The 17,324-nt window shown below is 62.0% G+C and carries 20 protein-coding genes; 10 read left to right on the forward strand and 10 right to left on the reverse strand.

Annotated elements, in window-relative coordinates; translation table 11 throughout:
* The first annotated feature begins 219 nt into the window (after nucleotides 1-219).
* On the forward strand, nucleotides 220-1,083 hold the full coding sequence (locus tag AC6CIG_RS06895) for an alpha/beta fold hydrolase (protein WP_437409167.1): 864 nt from the start codon (nucleotides 220-222) through the stop codon (nucleotides 1,081-1,083).
* A 123-nt stretch (nucleotides 1,084-1,206) separates the two neighbouring features.
* On the opposite strand, the gene AC6CIG_RS06900 is transcribed toward AC6CIG_RS06895, so the two are convergent.
* Nucleotides 1,207-1,407, reverse strand: a complete 201-nt coding sequence (locus AC6CIG_RS06900; protein ID WP_018095283.1) for a hypothetical protein — start codon at nucleotides 1,405-1,407, stop codon at nucleotides 1,207-1,209.
* A gap of 550 nt (nucleotides 1,408-1,957) precedes the next feature.
* On the opposite strand from AC6CIG_RS06900, the gene AC6CIG_RS06905 reads away from it, so the two are divergent.
* The 3 genes from AC6CIG_RS06905 (at nucleotide 1,958) to AC6CIG_RS06915 (ending at nucleotide 3,781) form a co-directional block, all read left to right on the forward strand.
* The gene (locus AC6CIG_RS06905) at nucleotides 1,958-2,854 is read left to right on the forward strand and encodes a LysR substrate-binding domain-containing protein (RefSeq protein WP_437409168.1); all 897 of its coding nucleotides are present in this window, start codon (nucleotides 1,958-1,960) and stop codon (nucleotides 2,852-2,854) included.
* 96 nt (nucleotides 2,855-2,950) lie between these two features.
* On the forward strand, nucleotides 2,951-3,280 hold the full coding sequence (locus tag AC6CIG_RS06910; protein WP_018095280.1) for an ArsR/SmtB family transcription factor: 330 nt from the start codon (nucleotides 2,951-2,953) through the stop codon (nucleotides 3,278-3,280).
* A gap of 30 nt (nucleotides 3,281-3,310) precedes the next feature.
* The gene (locus tag AC6CIG_RS06915) at nucleotides 3,311-3,781 is read left to right on the forward strand and encodes an SRPBCC family protein (protein ID WP_437409169.1); all 471 of its coding nucleotides are present in this window, start codon (nucleotides 3,311-3,313) and stop codon (nucleotides 3,779-3,781) included.
* A 218-nt stretch (nucleotides 3,782-3,999) separates the two neighbouring features.
* Here AC6CIG_RS06915 and AC6CIG_RS06920 read toward each other — a convergent pair whose 3' ends face one another.
* The 7 genes from AC6CIG_RS06920 to AC6CIG_RS06950 all read right to left on the reverse strand — a co-directional run bounded on the left by AC6CIG_RS06920 (nucleotide 4,000) and on the right by AC6CIG_RS06950 (nucleotide 10,190).
* The gene (locus tag AC6CIG_RS06920; protein WP_437409170.1) at nucleotides 4,000-4,662 is read right to left on the reverse strand and encodes a phosphotransferase-like protein; all 663 of its coding nucleotides are present in this window, start codon (nucleotides 4,660-4,662) and stop codon (nucleotides 4,000-4,002) included.
* 61 nt (nucleotides 4,663-4,723) lie between these two features.
* Entirely contained in the window at nucleotides 4,724-6,775 is a 2,052-nt protein-coding gene (locus AC6CIG_RS06925) for an ASKHA domain-containing protein (protein ID WP_018095277.1), read from the reverse strand.
* Between the two features lie 19 nt (nucleotides 6,776-6,794).
* On the reverse strand, nucleotides 6,795-7,133 hold the full coding sequence (locus AC6CIG_RS06930) for a hypothetical protein (RefSeq protein WP_437409171.1): 339 nt from the start codon (nucleotides 7,131-7,133) through the stop codon (nucleotides 6,795-6,797).
* A 2-nt stretch (nucleotides 7,134-7,135) separates the two neighbouring features.
* Nucleotides 7,136-8,098 (reverse strand): methyltetrahydrofolate cobalamin methyltransferase, encoded by a 963-nt coding sequence (locus AC6CIG_RS06935; RefSeq protein ID WP_100673765.1) that lies wholly within the window; start codon nucleotides 8,096-8,098, stop codon nucleotides 7,136-7,138.
* Nucleotides 8,099-8,219: 121 nt separating this feature from the next.
* Nucleotides 8,220-9,311, reverse strand: a complete 1,092-nt coding sequence (locus AC6CIG_RS06940) for a methylenetetrahydrofolate reductase (protein ID WP_018095274.1) — start codon at nucleotides 9,309-9,311, stop codon at nucleotides 8,220-8,222.
* Nucleotides 9,308-9,895, reverse strand: coding sequence for a methylenetetrahydrofolate reductase C-terminal domain-containing protein (locus tag AC6CIG_RS06945; protein ID WP_018095273.1), 588 nt, complete (start codon nucleotides 9,893-9,895; stop codon nucleotides 9,308-9,310). Before AC6CIG_RS06945 ends, AC6CIG_RS06940 begins: the two co-directional genes overlap by 4 nt.
* Nucleotides 9,888-10,190 (reverse strand): virulence factor, encoded by a 303-nt coding sequence (locus tag AC6CIG_RS06950; RefSeq protein ID WP_003530676.1) that lies wholly within the window; start codon nucleotides 10,188-10,190, stop codon nucleotides 9,888-9,890. The genes AC6CIG_RS06945 and AC6CIG_RS06950 overlap by 8 nt, the downstream gene beginning before the upstream one ends.
* A gap of 305 nt (nucleotides 10,191-10,495) precedes the next feature.
* Here AC6CIG_RS06950 and AC6CIG_RS06955 point away from each other — a divergent pair, with 305 nt between their 5' ends.
* Nucleotides 10,496-10,963, forward strand: coding sequence for a BA14K family protein (locus AC6CIG_RS06955; RefSeq protein WP_275597756.1), 468 nt, complete (start codon nucleotides 10,496-10,498; stop codon nucleotides 10,961-10,963).
* A 316-nt stretch (nucleotides 10,964-11,279) separates the two neighbouring features.
* On the opposite strand, the gene AC6CIG_RS06960 is transcribed toward AC6CIG_RS06955, so the two are convergent.
* Nucleotides 11,280-11,900 (reverse strand): DUF1638 domain-containing protein, encoded by a 621-nt coding sequence (locus AC6CIG_RS06960; protein WP_127711030.1) that lies wholly within the window; start codon nucleotides 11,898-11,900, stop codon nucleotides 11,280-11,282.
* A 37-nt stretch (nucleotides 11,901-11,937) separates the two neighbouring features.
* Here AC6CIG_RS06960 and AC6CIG_RS06965 point away from each other — a divergent pair, with 37 nt between their 5' ends.
* Nucleotides 11,938-12,096 carry an entericidin domain-containing protein gene (locus AC6CIG_RS06965; protein ID WP_080636480.1) on the forward strand — a complete coding sequence of 53 codons (159 nt, stop codon included), beginning with the start codon at nucleotides 11,938-11,940 and terminating at the stop codon, nucleotides 12,094-12,096.
* Nucleotides 12,097-12,188: 92 nt separating this feature from the next.
* Here the strand turns inward: AC6CIG_RS06965 and AC6CIG_RS06970 are convergent, their stop codons facing one another.
* The gene (locus tag AC6CIG_RS06970) at nucleotides 12,189-12,887 is read right to left on the reverse strand and encodes a corrinoid protein (RefSeq protein WP_018095269.1); all 699 of its coding nucleotides are present in this window, start codon (nucleotides 12,885-12,887) and stop codon (nucleotides 12,189-12,191) included.
* 509 nt (nucleotides 12,888-13,396) lie between these two features.
* Between AC6CIG_RS06970 and AC6CIG_RS06975 the strand changes: the two genes are divergently transcribed.
* The 4 genes from AC6CIG_RS06975 (at nucleotide 13,397) to AC6CIG_RS06990 (ending at nucleotide 17,323) form a co-directional block, all read left to right on the forward strand.
* On the forward strand, nucleotides 13,397-14,971 hold the full coding sequence (locus AC6CIG_RS06975) for a trimethylamine methyltransferase family protein (RefSeq protein WP_018095268.1): 1,575 nt from the start codon (nucleotides 13,397-13,399) through the stop codon (nucleotides 14,969-14,971).
* Nucleotides 14,972-15,078: 107 nt separating this feature from the next.
* Nucleotides 15,079-15,783 (forward strand): ferredoxin, encoded by a 705-nt coding sequence (locus tag AC6CIG_RS06980; protein WP_437409173.1) that lies wholly within the window; start codon nucleotides 15,079-15,081, stop codon nucleotides 15,781-15,783.
* A gap of 73 nt (nucleotides 15,784-15,856) precedes the next feature.
* The gene (locus tag AC6CIG_RS06985) at nucleotides 15,857-16,609 is read left to right on the forward strand and encodes a phosphodiester glycosidase family protein (RefSeq protein ID WP_127711034.1); all 753 of its coding nucleotides are present in this window, start codon (nucleotides 15,857-15,859) and stop codon (nucleotides 16,607-16,609) included.
* Nucleotides 16,610-16,687: 78 nt separating this feature from the next.
* The gene (locus AC6CIG_RS06990; RefSeq protein ID WP_018095266.1) at nucleotides 16,688-17,323 is read left to right on the forward strand and encodes a helix-turn-helix transcriptional regulator; all 636 of its coding nucleotides are present in this window, start codon (nucleotides 16,688-16,690) and stop codon (nucleotides 17,321-17,323) included.
* Nucleotide 17,324: the final 1 nt, after the last annotated feature.

Below are 17,324 nucleotides of genomic sequence, written 5' to 3' on the forward strand. Positions count from 1 at the left end.
GCTGGGGAACTCTCGACACGGACCGCTTCTACAAAAGCAAAAACATGCCGCTGATGCCAGCCGCAAATATTTCCAGGAGGCGAGGGGGCCGTCCGGGCAAAGGCAGTCACAGGTTGCGCAGCGCTGCAAAAATTGTGTTGCTCATGTCGGGGAGCGGGAGCCTCGCTCGTCTTATCATCGAAACCGGCACAGGCCGGTCGCAAACCGAGGAGAAGAACGATGTTCCGCACCGCATTGATTACCGCGACGCTGCTCGTTGCGGGCGCCACGCTTGCCCGATCCGAACCGGCGGGCGATCGGGTCAAGGTCAACGGCATGGAAATGTATTACGAAGTCTTGGGCGAGGGCGACCCGCTCATCGTGCTGCATGGCGCCTACATGAACATCCCTTCGATGGGTGCCATTATCCCGAAGCTCGCAGAGACCCACAAGGTCTATGCGATCGAGTTTCAGGGCCACGGCCGCACCACGGATATGGACCGGCCGATCACCTATCCCAATCTTGCCGATGACGTCGCAGCCTTCATGGATGCCGTGAAGATCGAAAAGGCCGATGTCTTCGGCTACTCGATGGGTGCGGCTGCCGGTCTGCAGCTTGCCATTCGCCATCCGGAAAAAGTCAACAAGCTCGCCGCCGCCTCCGTGGCCTATGACGCCGAGGGCTGGCAGCCGGCGTTCAAGGCCTTCATTCCCCAGATGTCGGTCGAGATGTTCGTCAACATGCCGTTTGCCGAGGACTATCGCAAGCTCGCAGCCAACCCCGACGGTTTCCCGGAGCTCGTCAGGAAACTGATCGCGCTGGAGAAGGAGCCGATGGCATGGGAAGCGGACGTCAGGGCATTGAAAACCCCGGTTTTGATCATCACCGGCGATGCGGACGTGGCGACGCTCGAACATTCGGTCGCTCTGTTCCGGCTGCTCGGTGGGGGCGTCATGGGCGACATGGGCAAACCGCTGCCCGCCTCTCGCCTTGCCGTCCTCCCGGCGACGTCGCACACCGCCGTCATCAGCCAGCCCGAGCTGCTTCATGCGTTCGTCGAACCTTTTCTGAAGGGCAAGACGCCGAAGGGATTCTTCGAGTAGGGAGCACTTGCTGGCGCCAAGTGCTTGGCGCTTTTCGAAACAAAAAGGGCATTCCGTTGCGGGAATGCCCTTATAGTCTGGTCTTGCGGTCAATGCCGGGAGGATGGCATCTGCAGTCTTTCTTCATTGGTCCGTCTTATGCACTGCATCATCGACGGAGGGGAAGCCGATATCCTTCAACGTGTCGTAGGAGAGGTTCTCCAGGACACGTTCGTTGCGGTGTCGCTTCCATGCGGCCCAGGCACGGGCCCGCAGGTTGAAGAGTCCGGGCAGGGCTGCGAGACCCGGGCTCGACGCGGACGAAAAATGCTCGTTCATAGACATTGCTGGTTCCTTCTGAGTTCCTCAAAAGGTCGCGACCATGGACGTTATGGTGCAACGCGATTGATCATTCAAACGAATATGTTTGATGTAATTCATCAAACCCCGTGATTGATTTCGCTCGCTATAGCCGTTCTATCGGATGCTCTGATCGGTTGCTGTTCCGCGGGTAACAGGTCGTTTCGGACCCTTGCCGGCAGTCTCGCCAGTTGGCGGCGTGTTTCCACCCGATTCCTGACTAGATTGCCGGCACGGCGCCGTTCGGCAATCCGTTCGATAAGAGATCGGGCATGCCACAGCATCGCCAGCACGATGTCCCCGTCATCGATGGTTCGAGCCTGCCTGGGCGCCCGGCCGGTGGGCGCGGCACTCGGGCCCGGTCTTTCGTGAGGGGCGCCATTATCGATCGCCAACATCAGAGCGGACATAGCCTTCTCCTTCTGGTTCAGGGCGTTTCCGTCCCTTGGAGGCTTGACTATCGCGCATGCGTGATGTTCAATCAAACGAAATGAAGTTAAGTTATCTTTCAGTTTTTCTGATCTAGGGTGCCGCCATGAACATGATGATGCGCCACGCGCTTCCGCTGCTCGAAATGGACGTGCTCAAGACTTTCGTCGCCATTGCCGAGACCGGAAACTTCACCACCGCCGCGGAGACGGTCTACCGCACGCCTTCAGCCGTTTCGATGCAGATCAAGAAGCTCGAGGAAATGCTCGGCTGCACGTTGTTTTTGCGCGATGCCCGCTCGGTGTCGCTGACGCCCAAGGGCGAACTCCTGCTCGGCTATGCCCGGCGGCTTCTATCGCTCAACAACGAGACGGTGTCCCGCTTCCTGTTGCCAGACATGAACGGTGTGGTGCGGGTCGGTGCGCCGGAGGACGTCGGCGAGCGAATTCTGCCTGATGTATTGAAGCGCTTTGCCGAGACGTATCCGAACGTCACCATCGACGTTTCGATCGGCATGAGCAACGCGATGCGCAAGCGGGTCGACGAGCATCGGCTGGACATCGCCGTGTTCAACAGCCTTTCCGAGGACTCTGCCAGAGGCGCAGAAATCCTGATGCAGGAGAAACTGGTCTGGGCAGGTGCGAAATGCGGGAACGCGCATCTGCGCGATCCTCTGCCGGTTTCCATGTGGGAGGACGGCTGCGTCTGGCGTGCCGATGCGGTCGAGAAGCTGTCGCGTGCGGGCCGCAAGTTCCGCGTGGCCTTTTTGAGCGCCTATACGACCGGACAGCGTGCGGCTGTTCTCGCCGGGCTCGCGATCGCGCCGCTGCCGCGCTATCTCGTCCAAGGCGAGATGGTCCAGCTCGGCGAGCGTGACGGCCTGCCGGATCTAGGTCACTACAACATCGGCCTCAAGGTCATCGAAGATGCGCCGGCGCCGGTTCTGGCGGTCGCGGAGCATGTTCGCGCTGCCTTCGCCGAGCTGCAGATGCAGGCGGCATAATTCCGCAGGCGGCGTCCCGCGACCGCCAAACGACTCGGGAAGCAAACGTCGCGCGATACCGGGTGGACGATCATAAGTTTTGGCTTATAATAAGCTATGACTTATGATCAGGATAAAGCCTTTGCTGCGCTCGCCGATCCAACGCGCCGTGCCATCTTCGAGAAGGTGGCTGAGCGGCGGCAGTCGGTCGCCGAGATCGCCCGGGCCATGCCGGTTTCACAGCCGGCGATCTCACAGCATTTGAAGATACTGAAGGCGGCACATCTCGTGCGCGACGTGCCGTCGGGTGCGCGGCGAATCTATTCGATCGATCCCAACGGGCTGGGGCCGCTCAGGAAATGGCTCGACCGATTCTGGGATGATCAACTCGCCGCATTCAAGCAGGCGGTCGAGGCGGCCGAGTGGTCTGAAGAAGCCGAAGAGTAACTCTGTCGCGATCTCACGGGAGGAGACCTCATGAACATGATCGAGCCGGCACCGGTCCGTAAGTCGGTTACGGTGCGTACATCGCCGCAGCAGGCGTTCGACATTTTCGTCAGCGGAATGGGGACATGGTGGATTAAGGGCCACAGCCTCACGCAGTCCGGTCAAAAGACGGTTGTGGTAGAGGCGGTCGCGGGTGGCCGCTGGTACGAGATCGGCAACGCGGGCGAAGAATGCGAGTGGGGGCGTGTCGTCGCGTGCGACAGACCGAACCGAATTCTATTCGACTGGCAGCTCAACGCCGATTTCGACTACGATCCCGGCCTGCATACCGAAGTGGAGGTCCTGTTCGAGGCAAATGGGGAAGGTGGCACAACCGTCATTCTCGAGCACCGCCATCTTGAAAATTACGGCGTGAAGGCCGAGGAAATGCGCGGTATTTTCGATTCGGAGAATGGCTGGGGCGGTCTGTTGGCGTCCTATGTGGAGATGGCAGCAGCTTGAGTTCACGCCGTTCCAGGGTGCGTCGGTCAGCGCGAGGATTTTGGTCATCATGCGCCAAACCTATGGCTGGCTCTGCTGACCGAACGGCCTATAAGACGTATATGGGGACTGCAATCGGCGCGGGAAGCGTTCTTCCTGCCCAAGGACTTCGTCAGCTGGATCCTTGTGACAAGCACATTGAAACAAGCCGCCGCGGATATCCGCAATCTCAACAGGCCTTAATCCGGCTGCGAAATGCTGGCCATTCTGGCCAGCCGTTGGAATGCCGTCGGAGCCATTGGCTCTGCTTCGAGCCGTTTGCGGATGAGCGCGGCGCATTCGTCAGGCGTCATCATGGACGTGTCGACTGCGAGATCGTAGATGCCGGGGCGATGCACCTCTCGCTGCCAGGCGAGCACCTGGCGCGGAACAGGCTCCGCCTCGCTGCCGGTGAGGTAACCGCCTTCGCGACCGAGCTGGCCGCGATTGCGCCGCTCCATTATCGTCTCGACTGGACACCGCACCCCGACGAAGAGGACGGCAAGGCCGAGAAGCCGCCGGGCACAGTCGGGAAGGATATGGCGTGGTTCACCATAGGCCTCGTGATGCCCGACATCGGCGACAACGTTCAGACCCAGCCGGCTATGCGCGGCAACGGACTCGTAGAGGGCAGCATAGAAGAGGGGTACGAGCGCTTCGATTTCAGGCAATTCACCGCCGGGCCGCAACCCGATCCCCGGCAGGTAGCGGCGAGGCATTACTCGCTCCATGTAAGTGTCGACGCCAAGGTTCATCCACGGCCCGTCGAATGTCTCCTGGATCACCGCGGCTATGCTCGACTTGCCGGATCGCGGCGCCCCGTTGAGGATGACGATCCGTCCAGGATTGCAGCCGCTTTTCATCGGATCTCCTCGGCCGTCGACACATGGTCCGGCTATTCGAAGCGGTGAGACGAGGCTGGGACTACTCCCTATTGCGTCGCCGTCTGCGGCCGCCTCCTTCGCCGCCGTCGTCGATCAGTGCCTTGCGCGCCGGCAGGGTAACCACTTCGGCGAGTTTCGGGAAGGCATCCACCTTGTTCGGCATCGCCATGGCGTTGACGAAATGCTCCTGAAACTTCGATTCAAGCGCCGTCTCTATCTTCTCGATTTTCCTCACTGTTTGCTCGATCTCGCGGCGGTGACCGCGATTGAGGAGCGCCATCAGCGCGCCTGTGCCGGCGGCATTGCCGACCGCCTTCACTTCGGTGAGGTCGCAATCGGGGATCAGTCCGAGCACCATGGCATATTTCGGATCGATGAAGGAGCCGAAGGCACCGGCAAACCGGATCGTGTCGACGTGATCGACACCTTGTTTCTCCATGAGCAGCTTGATGCCGGCATAGAGCGCGGACTTGGCGAGCTGGATCGCTCTGATATCGTTCTGCGTCACGGTGATGCGCTGTTCGCCTTCGTGGAGCAGATAGGAGAAGGTGCGGCCGTTCGGGATGATGCGCGGGCTCTTCGCGACCATTGCCCCGTCGACGACGCCGTCCTGCGAAATGATGCCGGTGAGGTACATCTCCGCGACGACTTCGATGATCGCCGAGCCACAGATCCCTGTGACACCGACTGCCGCAGCGGCCTCGGCGAAACCTTCTTCATTCGACCATTTGTCGACGCCGATCACCCGGAACCGCGGCTCCAGCGTCTCGGGATCGATGCGAACGCGCTCGATCGCTCCGGGTGCGGCTCGTTGGCCGGAGGAGATCTCGGCCCCCTCGAAAGCAGGTCCTGTCGGCGATGAGGCGGCCACGACGCGCTCCCTGTTGCCGAGCACGATCTCGGCATTGGTGCCGACATCGACGAGCAGCATCATCTTGTCCTGACGATGCGGCCCTTCGGAAAGCGTCGCACCCGCGGCGTCCGCTCCGACATGGCCGGCGATGCACGGGAGCATATAGAGGCGCGCGCCGCGATTGACCTCTATGTCGATTTCGTGCGCCCAATATTGCAGGGCGCCGGAGACGGCCAGTGCGAATGGCGCCTGGCCGAGTTCCGTCGGGTCGATCCCGAGGAACAGGTGATGCATGATCGGATTGGCGACGACGACCATGTCGAGAATGTCGCGGCGGTCGACCTCGCCCTCGGCGCAAACCTTGCCAATCAGGCCGTTCAACGCTTCGCGTACCGCCTTGGTCATCGCCTCGCGGCCATCCGGATTCATCATCACATAGGAGACGCGGCTCATCAGATCCTCACCGAAGCGGATCTGCGGATTCGATGTGCCGGAGGAGGCCACGATGCGTCCGGAGAGCAGCGATACGAGATGCATCGCAATCGTCGTCGAGCCAATGTCGCAGGCGACGCCATAAGCCTCGTTCTTCAGTCCAGGCCAGAGAGCGACAATGAAGGGACGCGAGGAGTCCATGTCGCGATGGATCGCCGCAGTCACTGCCCAATTGCCCTTGCGCAATATGCCTTGTACCTGGGGAATCAGGTGGGGGGCGATCAGAAGGTCCTTCCAACCCCAGTCTTTTTCCAGAACGACCTTCAACCGATCGAGATCGCCGAGCGGCTTATGCATGTCCGGTTCGTCGATCTCGACATAGCACAGTTGCACCGCCGCATTGCGCTCGATCACGCGGTCGGTTGCGGCCTTGCGCACCACCTGTGCGTTGATGACGGTGTCCTGCGGCACGTCGATGACGAGATCGCCGAGAATCTGGGCCGAACAGGACAGCCGCCGCCCGTCAGGCAATTCGCGCACGCTCGCGTAACGCTGCTCCTTGGGACCAATCGGCGAGATATGGTCGTTGGACGAAACGATCTTGTGCTTGGCGAAATTGCCTTCCTGAACGGAAACCTGGCAACGTCCGCAGGTGGCGCGGCCGCCACAGACGCTTTCGACATAAACTCCAAGCGAACGTGCGGCATCGAGGATCGGCGTCCCGACGGGGAAACGGCCGCGTTTGCCGGAGGGCATGAAGAGCACCAGCGGATCGTTCTTTTCGTCCTTCGAGGGCACGTTCAACATTTTCTGTCTCGCCAGCAGTTTATTTCGCGAGCCGGCGGGCGTTTGCCCGCACGCGCTTGGCATAGGGCCGAACTGCGGCCGCCGCTATCCGGTTGTGCGCGGCGGCAGAGCCCGGCTTTCCGGCGGCAAGCGCCGCGGCCGCACCCATTCCTTCCTTCACCAGGGCGACATTGGCGGCGACGACGCTTTCGGCGACTGCCGCCATCTTTTCGGTCACCATCCGGCTTGCCTCGACATAGTCGGTTGCCGAGCCGGTGATAGCGGCTACGGCCATCGCCTGCGTACGCGCGGCTATGACCATGGGGGCCTGAAACCAGAGTGCCGCCAGGTCGCTTGCGAAGGAGTGGCGCCTGGCCATTTTTACTCCGCCCGTGCGACGCCGGCACGCGCCGCGCGTCCGCCGCGCCGCCCGCCGGCACCCGCCGGTGCGGCCGCAGCAGCGACGGCCTGGCCGCCTTCGGCCGGCTTGTGGTCGCGATAGGTCATGATCCAGTTTGTGCAGTTCGGATCGGTGCCGTTAAGCACGTTTGCGGCTCGAACCGCCTCCATTTCCTGCGGACGGCAGGGGTTCATGATGGCCGAGGTCATGCCGGCGCCGATCACCATGGGGATGAAGCCGGCGTTGATGCCGTGGCGATGCGGCAGGCCGAAGGAGATGTTGGAGAGGCCGCAGGTGGTGTTGACCTTGAGCTCTTCGCGAAGTCGGCGAAGCAGCGCGAAAACCTGCTGGCCCGCAGATCCCAGTGCGCCGATCGGCATGACCAGCGGATCGACGACGATATCGTGCGGCTTGATGCCGTAATCGGCGGCGCGCTCGACGATCTTCTTGGCGACCGCGAAGCGGACGTCCGGGTCCATCGAAATGCCGGTCTCGTCATTGGAGATCGCCACCACCGGAACGTCGTATTTCTTGCAGAGCGGCAGGATCGCTTCGAGCTTCTCTTCCTCGCCGGTCACCGAGTTGACGAGCGGGCGGCCCTTTGCGACGCGCAGGCCGGCTTCGATGGCGGCAGTAACCGAACTGTCGATCGACAGCGGCACGTCGACGAGGCCCTGAACGATCTCCAGAGTCTTGACGAGGAGCGGCGGCTCGGTCTCGTTCGGGTCGACGGCCGTCACGCCTGCATTGACGTCGAGCATCGTCGCGCCGGCGGCAACCTGCTCCAGCGCATCCTTGATCACGGTGTCGAAGTTGCCCTCGATCATCTCGGCGGCGAGCTTCTTACGGCCGGTCGGATTGATGCGTTCGCCGATGACGCAGAAGGGCTGGTCGAAGCCGATGATGATCTCGCGGGTGGCGGAGGCGACGATGGTGCGGGTCATATGAGATCCTCTGAACCTTGAGCGTTGGCCTATGTAATAGGGCCGTTCTGTGTTTGTAAGGCGCTGGACGAGCAGGAGCGCCGGTTATCCTCTGCTAAAGCCGCCGACTCACGGCTTTGTCTCAATGCGGGTGGTGCGCAGCGGCCTCGGCCATCTGCTGCTGATTTTCTTCTTTGCCTTCGCGGATATGTTCCAGCCGCTCCGCAACCAGCGCATCGGTCGGCGCGGCTTCGCGAGTCCAGGGTTTGCGGCCCCTCAGGACACCCGATTCATGGACGATTTCGGCAACATACTCTTCCTGGCGGTAGGCCATGACGTGGACGCCGGAAACGCCCTCGATTTCCTTCACCTCGTTCATGATGTCGATGCAGAGCTGCTTGCCTTCCTTTTTCTGGTCCTGGGCGCCCTCGAGCCGCTTGATGATGCTGTCCGGAATGTGGATGCCCGGAACATTGGAGCGAATCCAGCGGGCAGTCTTGGCGGATGCCATCGGCCCGACGCCCACCAGGATGTAGCACTTCTCGTGAAGACCGAGATCGCGCACCTTCTTCATGTATTCGCGAAACATCGGAACGTCGAAGCAATACTGGCTCTGCACGAACTGTGCGCCGGCCTCGATCTTCTTGGCGAGGCGATAGGGGCGGAAATCATAGGGCGGAGCGAAGGGGTTGATCGCCGCTCCGAGGAATACCTGAGGCGGCGTCGTCAGCTTGCGGCCCGAAAGAAACTTGGAATTGTCGCGCATGATGCGCACCGTCTCGAGCAGGGACATGCAGTCGAGATCGAAAACCGGCTTGGCCCCGGGCTGGTCGCCCGCCTGCACGCCGTCGCCGGTGAGGCACATGATGTTCTGGACACCCATGGCCGAGGCGCCGAGCACGTCGCCCTGAATCGCGATGCGGTTCTTGTCGCGGCAGGCGATCTGCATGATCGGCGCATAGCCCATGCGCGTCAGGAGCGCGCAGATGCCGACGGATGACATGTGGCAGTTGGCGCCAGAAGCGTCGACTGCATTGATGCCGTCGACCCATCCGTCGAAGACTGCCGCCCGCTCGTAGACGTCTTGGGGATCGGCGCTGTCCGGCGGATTGAGTTCGGCGGTCACTGCGAACTCGCCGCGGCGCAGCACGCGCTCCAACCGCCCGCGCGAGGAATGGCCGGGCAGGGGATCGAGCGGTGCGCCGGGATCGTGGGGATTGATGTCCGGACTCATTGCTGCGGACCTTCCTTGTTCGCCGCTTCGCGGGCGGCCGCGGCCTCGGCCGTTACCCGCAACCAGGACGAGGTTTCGCGCAGCGACTGGTTGACCGGCTTCTGCACGTTCATGATCGCATCACCCTTCACCATGTTCTGCGAGCCCTTCCACGCCTGCACCCAGACGCAGGGCATATCCGGTTCGACTTCGCAATTGCCGTTTGCGCGTACGCCGCCGCAGGGGCCGTTCCTCAGCTGTTTCGGACAGTTCATAGGGCACGACATACCGGTTGAGGACAACGCGCACTGGCCGCACATGCGACAGTCGAAGAGGAAGCCCTTGACGTGACGCTCGACGAAGGTGACAGGCCTTTCAACCCGGTTGTAGCCGATTGCGTTCCAAAGCGGATGGAGAAGCAGGAACATGTCGGCGAAACGGTTGTAGAACCACTCGAGGAAACGCGAATTGCGCACGGCCCAGAGACGTACCGTGTATTTGTGGCGCGAGCGGCGGCTGGGCGACACACCCTGGGGCGTATAGGCGCCCGTCGCCGCCTTCCTGGCCGGCTGGGCGTTGCCGGTGACGACCTTCGGGTCAGGCATTGTCCCGGCCTCCGGCCTTGACGAGTGCGACGAGGCGCTCCCGGTCATAGGCGGCTTCCAACTCCGCGGCCGCCCTGTCGGCTTCCGCCTCGAGGTCGTCGGAGACCGGAACGGGATCGGCCTTGCGCCATTCGGCAAGGTAGTCGTCGGTCTCGGCGGCTCCGGTGCGCATGGCGCACATGTCGATCGCCTCGGTGAAACGCAGAGAGAGCTCGCGTTTGGCAGTCTTGCGGCCCTGCTTGATGATGACTTGCGCGGGGATATCGCGCCAGTAGACGATAATGCGGTCTGCCATCGGATTCCTGTTCTCCTATAGGGGCGACAATGCGCATGTCCACGCGCCGTGGCTCACCTTGTCACGACGTCCGATATGTCCAAAAACGACGCTGCACGATCGCGCATCCGAACCTTGCGTTCGCGGAGCGCACCGCTTGTGCCGGCACGGCGAAATGCCTGCCTTATCGGCGGCGACAAAGGACCGGGAATACGCGTGCACCGGCCTTCGGATGGTCCTTAAGAATATCATGAATCTTGCATTCACTGCGTGTTCACCTGGCCGGCGGCAAAAGCTCTGACCTATTCGAACAGATAGGTGTGGAGATGAAGAAGATTGGGATACTGTTCCTCGCGGCTGTGACGGCTTTCACCGCCTATGCGCCTGCGCAAGCTATGCCCTTCCCAACCGTTCCGGTGTCGCAGGCGAGCGACGTGCAGACGGTCGACCACCGCGGCTGGCACGGTCACCGACATCGCCCGCGGCACGGCTGGCGCCGGCACGGCCATCGTCACGGCTGGTATAACGGGCATCGCGGCTACAGCTATCGCCGCCACGGCTACCGCCGCCACAGCGACGGCTGGTGGTATCCTCTGGGAGCCTTCGGTGCCGGCATGATCATCGGCGGCGCCATCGCCCAGCCGCGTTACGCAGAGCCACGCTATGCGGCGCCGGGACTGCCTTCCAGCCACGTCAACTGGTGCTATGACCGCTACCGCTCGTACCGCGCTGCGGACAATTCCTATCAGCCCTATGGTGGCCCAAGACAGCAGTGCTATTCGCCGTATTACTGATGTGTCGCGAGGCCGTCCGTCGGTAACGGGCGGCCTTAAAAGCGCGTCGCGCCGAAGTGTGGCTCAGTAACCCGAACTGCCGCCTCCCGAACTGCCCATGCTGCTGCCGCCGGAGTTGGTGGAACTGCTTCCAGCAGGATTCATTGTGTTTCGGCTGGATTGATTTGTCATGCACCCGGCGAGTGTCAAAAGGGCAATCGCGGCTGCGAGTATCGTCGATCTGCGGGCCATTGTCTCTCTCCCATCGTGAATCGGATAGGACATGTGACGGCGCCCAACTATTCCCTCGGGCGGCACAAACGCCGGCTCAGAGGGATCAAATCTCGATCAGCGATGTCGTGAGATCGCCATAGCCGGTATAGCGGTACTCATATTCGAGCCCGAGAATATCGGCGGCGCGACGCGCCTTTTCCTGCAACACCGCGTCCTCCTGCTGGGAGAGATAGACGAGCTTGCGGTAGTGGCCGAAATACATGTCGCGCAGTTCCGGGTGCCGGTCGAGGCCGAGCGGCTCGATGACGAAGGCTTCGAACTGCCGGGCAAGGAAATCCGTCAGGAAGAAGGCTGTGATGTCATCGTCCCAGCGGGCTGCGAAGTCCGTGTTTCCGGCAAAGAACGAGTAGCAATGCGGCCCCGGGATGCGCGTCACCCCTTCCTCTTCGCAGAGGCGGTCGATAAGCCCGCCGGTGCCGCAATCCGCATAGGCGATGAAGATGCGCTCGAAACCGTCGGCGCGCGCCCGGGTGATAGCCTCACGCAGGCCCGGAGTGATCTTTTCCGGCGTGTTGTGCCAGATGGCCGGCAGACAGTTGAGCTCGATGTGGTCGAGCCCGTTGGCCGCGCAGACGGCAAGAATTTCGCGCGCGATCGCGCCGCAACCAATGACATGAACTTTCTTCGGTTGTGCACGTTCTCTTGCCGACGTTGCGTTTTCCATCTTTATTCCGCCTTGCATCAACAAAGGAATCACGGTCATGACGACAAAATCCATCGCGACCATCGGAGCCGTTTTGATAGCGCTGGCAACCCTGAGTTCCTGCGCAAACACGATCCGCGGCGTAGGACAGGATACTGCAAACGCAGTAAACGCGACACAGGGAGCCGGCCATCGGGTCGCCAGGGCCGCCAACTGACGGCCTGAGCGCAAGATCGACGCTTTTTCCGAAAACAAAAAAGCCGGCTGCTCGTTCACACGGGCAGCCGGCTTTTTCATGTCGGATTCGTCTCAGCCGGCTGCGAGCTGATTGTGCTTGCGCTTCATGTAGTCCTTGGCCGTCTCGACGGCGACGGCCGCATCGCGGCAATAGGCATCGGCCCCGACGGCCTTGCCGAATTCCTCGTTGAGCGGTGCACCGCCGACGAGGACGATGTATTCGTCGCGCAATCCCTTTTCCTTCATCGTGTCGATGACGACCTTCATATAGGGCATGGTCGTCGTGAGCAGGGCAGACATGCCGAGGATGTCCGGCTTCTCACGCTCGAGCGCTTCGAGGTAGTTCTCGACCGGATTGTTGATGCCTAGGTCGACGACGTCGAAGCCGGCGCCTTCCATCATCATGCCGACGAGGTTCTTGCCGATGTCGTGGATGTCGCCCTTGACCGTGCCGATCACCATCTTGCCGAGCTTCGGGGCACCGGTCTCAACAAGCAACGGGCGCAGGATGAACATCCCGGCCTTCATCGCATTGGCCGAAAGGAGCACTTCCGGGACGAAGAGAATGCCGTCGCGGAAATCGATGCCGACGATGCGCATGCCTTCGACCAGAGCCTGGGTCAGGACGTCGTAAGGCGTCCAGCCACGCTTGAGGAGGATGCGCGTCCCTTCCTCGATTTCCTCCTTGAGACCGTCATAGAGGTCGTCATGCATCTGCTGCACGAGTTCCTCGTCGGAAAGGTCCTCGAGAATGATTTCATCGTCTGCCATAGTTGGGTTCCTCGGTTCCTGGCACAGTCATTTCGCACGGGTGGCACGAGAGAGGGCGCAATCCGGACGCGTCGCCCAATCCTTAGCGGGCTATACCTAAAAATCTCTTGTTGAAAGCGACGTCGCATGTGATGAAAAACGACGGCGCCCGGCGTAAATGCTCCCACGCGACGGCGGCGGCATTATTCCGCGGTTCGGAATCTGCCGCCTGCAAAATTATACGGCACTTCAAGGCGTTAGAGTGGCGCTTGCGCGGTGCCGATCTGAAGCAGCCGAAAGACGACTGCAATGGCAGCGACCGCAGACCGAGTGTCTAAGATGCGCCAGCCGTTGGCGCATTAAGACCCGTACCGGTCCGGCGCCTTGGTAGCATTAGGTCAAATCGACTACCGGATGCATATGCCCGCCGCTGGATCAGCCTCGCGAAAGGGGTATGCACCCACCCATCAAAGTGTTGCGGCGTTCATCGCGCATGATGCGCGGGGCACCGCGGGAAGAGGAATGAGCGAATGAGCGACGTTACAGAACAAGGTGCGGCCGAAGGCGGCGGACGCCGCGCGCGTGGCGAGGGGCGGGGAGCGGCAGCGCGTCGCGCTTCCCGCACCGGCGGTGGCCCGGGACCGTCTCTGCCCTATATCCAGCGCAGGATTCGCGAATACGAAGTTCTTGACGAGGAAGGGCTGCAGCTCATCGAACGCAACGCCGAGGTCGTTCTCGAAGAGATCGGCATCGAGTTTCGCGACGATGCCGAAGCGCTCGATCTGTGGAAGGCCGCTGGTGCCGACGTGCGCGGTCAACGCGTGCATTTCCCCAAGGGACTTTGCCGCGAGCTCTTGAAGACGGCGCCGAAGGATTTTACCTGGCACGCGCGCAATCCGGAGCGCAGCGCTCAGATCGGCGGCAAGGCGACCGTCTTCGCGCCGGTTTACGGCCCGCCCTTCGTGCGCGATCTCGACGGCAACCGCCGCTATGCGACGATCGAGGATTTCCGCAACTTCGTGAAGCTCGCCTATATGGCGCCGTCGATGCACTCTTCGGGCGGCACGGTATGCGAACCGGTCGACATCGCCGTGAACAAGCGCCACCTCGATATGGTCTATAGCCATATCCGCTATTCCGACAAACCCTTCATGGGATCGGTCACCGCGCCCGAGCGCGCCGAAGACACGGTCGCAATGGCGAAGATCCTTTTCGGCGACGATTTCGTCGAGAACAATGCGGTGACGTTGAACCTCATCAACGCGAACTCGCCGATGGTTTTCGACGAGACGATGCTCGGTGCCGCGAAAGTCTATGCCCGCCATAACCAGGCTTGCGTCGTTTCGCCCTTCATCCTGTCGGGTGCGATGAGCCCGGTCACGGTCGCCGGCACACTGACGCAGATCCTCGCCGAAGTGCTCGCAGGTGCGGCCTTTACCCAGCTCATCCGCAAGGGCGCGCCGGTGCTGTTCGGCACCTTCGCCGCGTCGATCTCGATGCAGTCGGGCGCGCCGACCTTCGGCACGCCGGAGCCGTCGCTCGTCTCCTACGGCGCTGCTCAGCTGGCTCGCCGCCTCGGCCTGCCGTTCCGTACCGGTGGTTCGCTCTGCGGCTCGAAGGTTCCGGATGCGCAGGCCGCACATGAATCGGCAAATACGCTGAACATGACGCTGCTTGCCGGCACCAACTTCGTGCTGCATGCAGCCGGCTGGCTCGAGGGCGGTCTCGTCTCGTCCTACGAGAAGTTCATGATCGACCAGGATCAGCTCGGCATGATGCAGAAGATGGCCGAGGGCGTGGACCTTTCCGAAGACGCGCAGGCGCTCGACGCCATCCGCGAAGTCGGCCCCGGCAGCCACTATCTCGGCTGTGCACATACGCAGGCGAACTTCCAGAGCGCCTTCTATCGCTCGCCGCTCGCCGATAACAACTCCTTCGAGCAGTGGGAGATCGAGGGCGAGAAGCGGATCGAACAGCGCGCCAACGCGCTCGCCCGCTCGTGGCTCGAAAACTATGAGGCGCCCTATCTCGACCCGGCAATCGACGAGGCGCTGAAGGAATTCATCGCCAAGCGGAAGGACTCGATGCCCGACGCCTTCACCTGAAAGGCTCCCGAGCGAGCCAGGGAGCAAGGCGGCGCGGCGCAGGTGGCCGATATGATACAGAAAGAGGTCTGGCGCCCGCATTACGAAACTCAAGGGCCGAAACCGAAATGACGGCTCCTTACGCATCGGAACGCGATGTGCTTGAAACCATCCGTGCGGCGCTTGCGCCGCACGGTCTTTTTTTGCGCGGAACCGTGAACTTCGCACCGGGCGAGGGGGCGCCGACGCTCGAAGGAGGCAAGTCCGCGGCGAGCGTGGTGCTGATCGGCAATGTCGGCGGCTCGGTCTGGGAGTCCTTCAGTCGGTGGCGCGAAGGCGAACCGGACGGCGGCGGTGCGGAGCCGCTCGACAAGTGGTCGAAGCAGGTCATCCGCCCGGCGGCTGCGGCAGCAGGCGCCTCGGCGTATTTTCCATCCGATCCCCCTTGGCAGCCCTTCCAGCAATGGGCAATGCGTGCCGAGGGGCTGAAGCCGTCGCCGCTCGGCATCCTCATTCATCCGCGCTACGGCCTATGGCACGGCTATCGCGGCGCGCTGGGCTTCGATCGAGCCATGCCGGTGACGGGCGAGCCGGCGGGTGGCCACCCCTGCGAACGCTGTATTGGACGGCCCTGCCTTTCTGGCTGCCCGGCGGACGCCTTGGCAGGCGCTACGTTCGATATGGGGCGCTGTCGCGCGCATCTGAGAACCGGAGAAGGGGTGACCGGCTGCCTTGCTCACGGCTGTCTGTCCCGCGATGCCTGTCCGGTGGGGTGCGACTATCGCTATCCGGCGGGGCAATTGCGTTTCCATATGGCGGCGATCGAGCTTTAATCAGCGCGCGCCCGCATAAATCCGCTGCAATCCATGCGATGCTACGTCGTATGATTCCCTCCGGGTCTGTTCGATGCCGCTGTTTACAAGAGCCTTCATCGCCGGCGCCGCCCTTCTATCCGCCGGTCTCGCTGCACCCGCATTCGGTGCCTGTCGCGATGTTCTCCATCTCGGCGAAACCTACCTCGCCTGCAGCTTCGACCCGTCGACGAGCGACATAAGGCTCTACAACAAGGATCAGACGGGCATGCCGTTCAGGTCTTTCAGGGCGCTGTCGCTCGAACTTCGTCGTCGCGAACAGTATCTCGTCTTCGCGATGAACGGCGGCATGTACCACGAGGACCTCGCTCCGGTCGGGCTGCATGTGGAGGAGGGTGCGGAGCTGGCGCCGCTCAATAGAAATCCGGGTTGGGGCAACTTTCACATGCTGCCGAACGGCGTCTTTTATGTCGGCGATGGCATGGCCGGGGTCATGGCGGCGGAGGCCTATCGCCTTGCCGGCATCGAGCCGCGTTTCGCGACGCAATCCGGTCCGATGCTCGTCATCGATGGTGCGCTGCATCCCCGTTTCCTGCCGGATAGTGACAGCCTCAAGACCCGCAATGGCGTCGGGGTGACGAACAGCGGGAAGGTGGTCTTCGCCGTGTCGAAACGGCCGGTGCGCTTTCACGATTTCGCGACCTTGTTTCGCGACGCGCTCGATTGCCCCAATGCGCTCTTTCTCGACGGAACGATCTCGAGCCTTTATGCGCCGGAGATCAATCGGCACGACCGGCTGTTTCCGCTCGGCCCCATCATCGCTGTCGTCGCGGCGTTTCCGCGCTGACTTCTCGATCCGTCGATCCGCGATTATGAATAAAAAGTACAATCTTGACAAAACGTATAAATCGTTTCAGATGCACGCATGAATATAGAACCGGGCATTCCCACCTGTCTTGCTGTGCACGCGCCCTCGGCCGCGGCGATAAGCGCGTTGCTTTACCCGCATGCGGAGGTCGTTCTGCACGATCTGTCCACCGGCAAGATTGCGGCTCTCTGGAACGCCTTTTCCGGTCGCACCGCGGCGACCGACTCCCTCATCGAGGATGGCCTCGACGGCATGGCTGAGGGCGCCTGCGTGCTCGGCCCTTATGAGAAGACGGGCGCGGACGGACGGCGGCTGAAATCGGTCTCGGCGGTGCTTCGCAACAATGAGGGACATGCCGTCGGGCTGCTCTGCATCAATCTCGATGTCTCACGAATCGACGACGCCGTGAGGCTGCTCGCGGCCTTTGCCGGCACGCCGGAACCACGGCCGCCAGCATTGTTTTCGCGCGACTGGCGCGAGGAGATCAATGCAGCGCTGCACGCTTGGCTAAAGGTGAGAGGCCTTGCGCTTTCCGCCTTGAAGCGCCCGGATCGCGTGGCACTGGTTGCGGCCCTCGAAGAGCAGGGGCTCTTCAAGACCCGCAATGCGGTCGATCATCTGGCGAGCCTGATCGGCACCTCGCGCGCATCCATCTACAACTACCTTTCGGCCGCGCGCGAAGGCGCCGCCTGAA

The sequence above is a fragment of the Sinorhizobium sp. GQ132 genome, assembly GCF_059758575.1.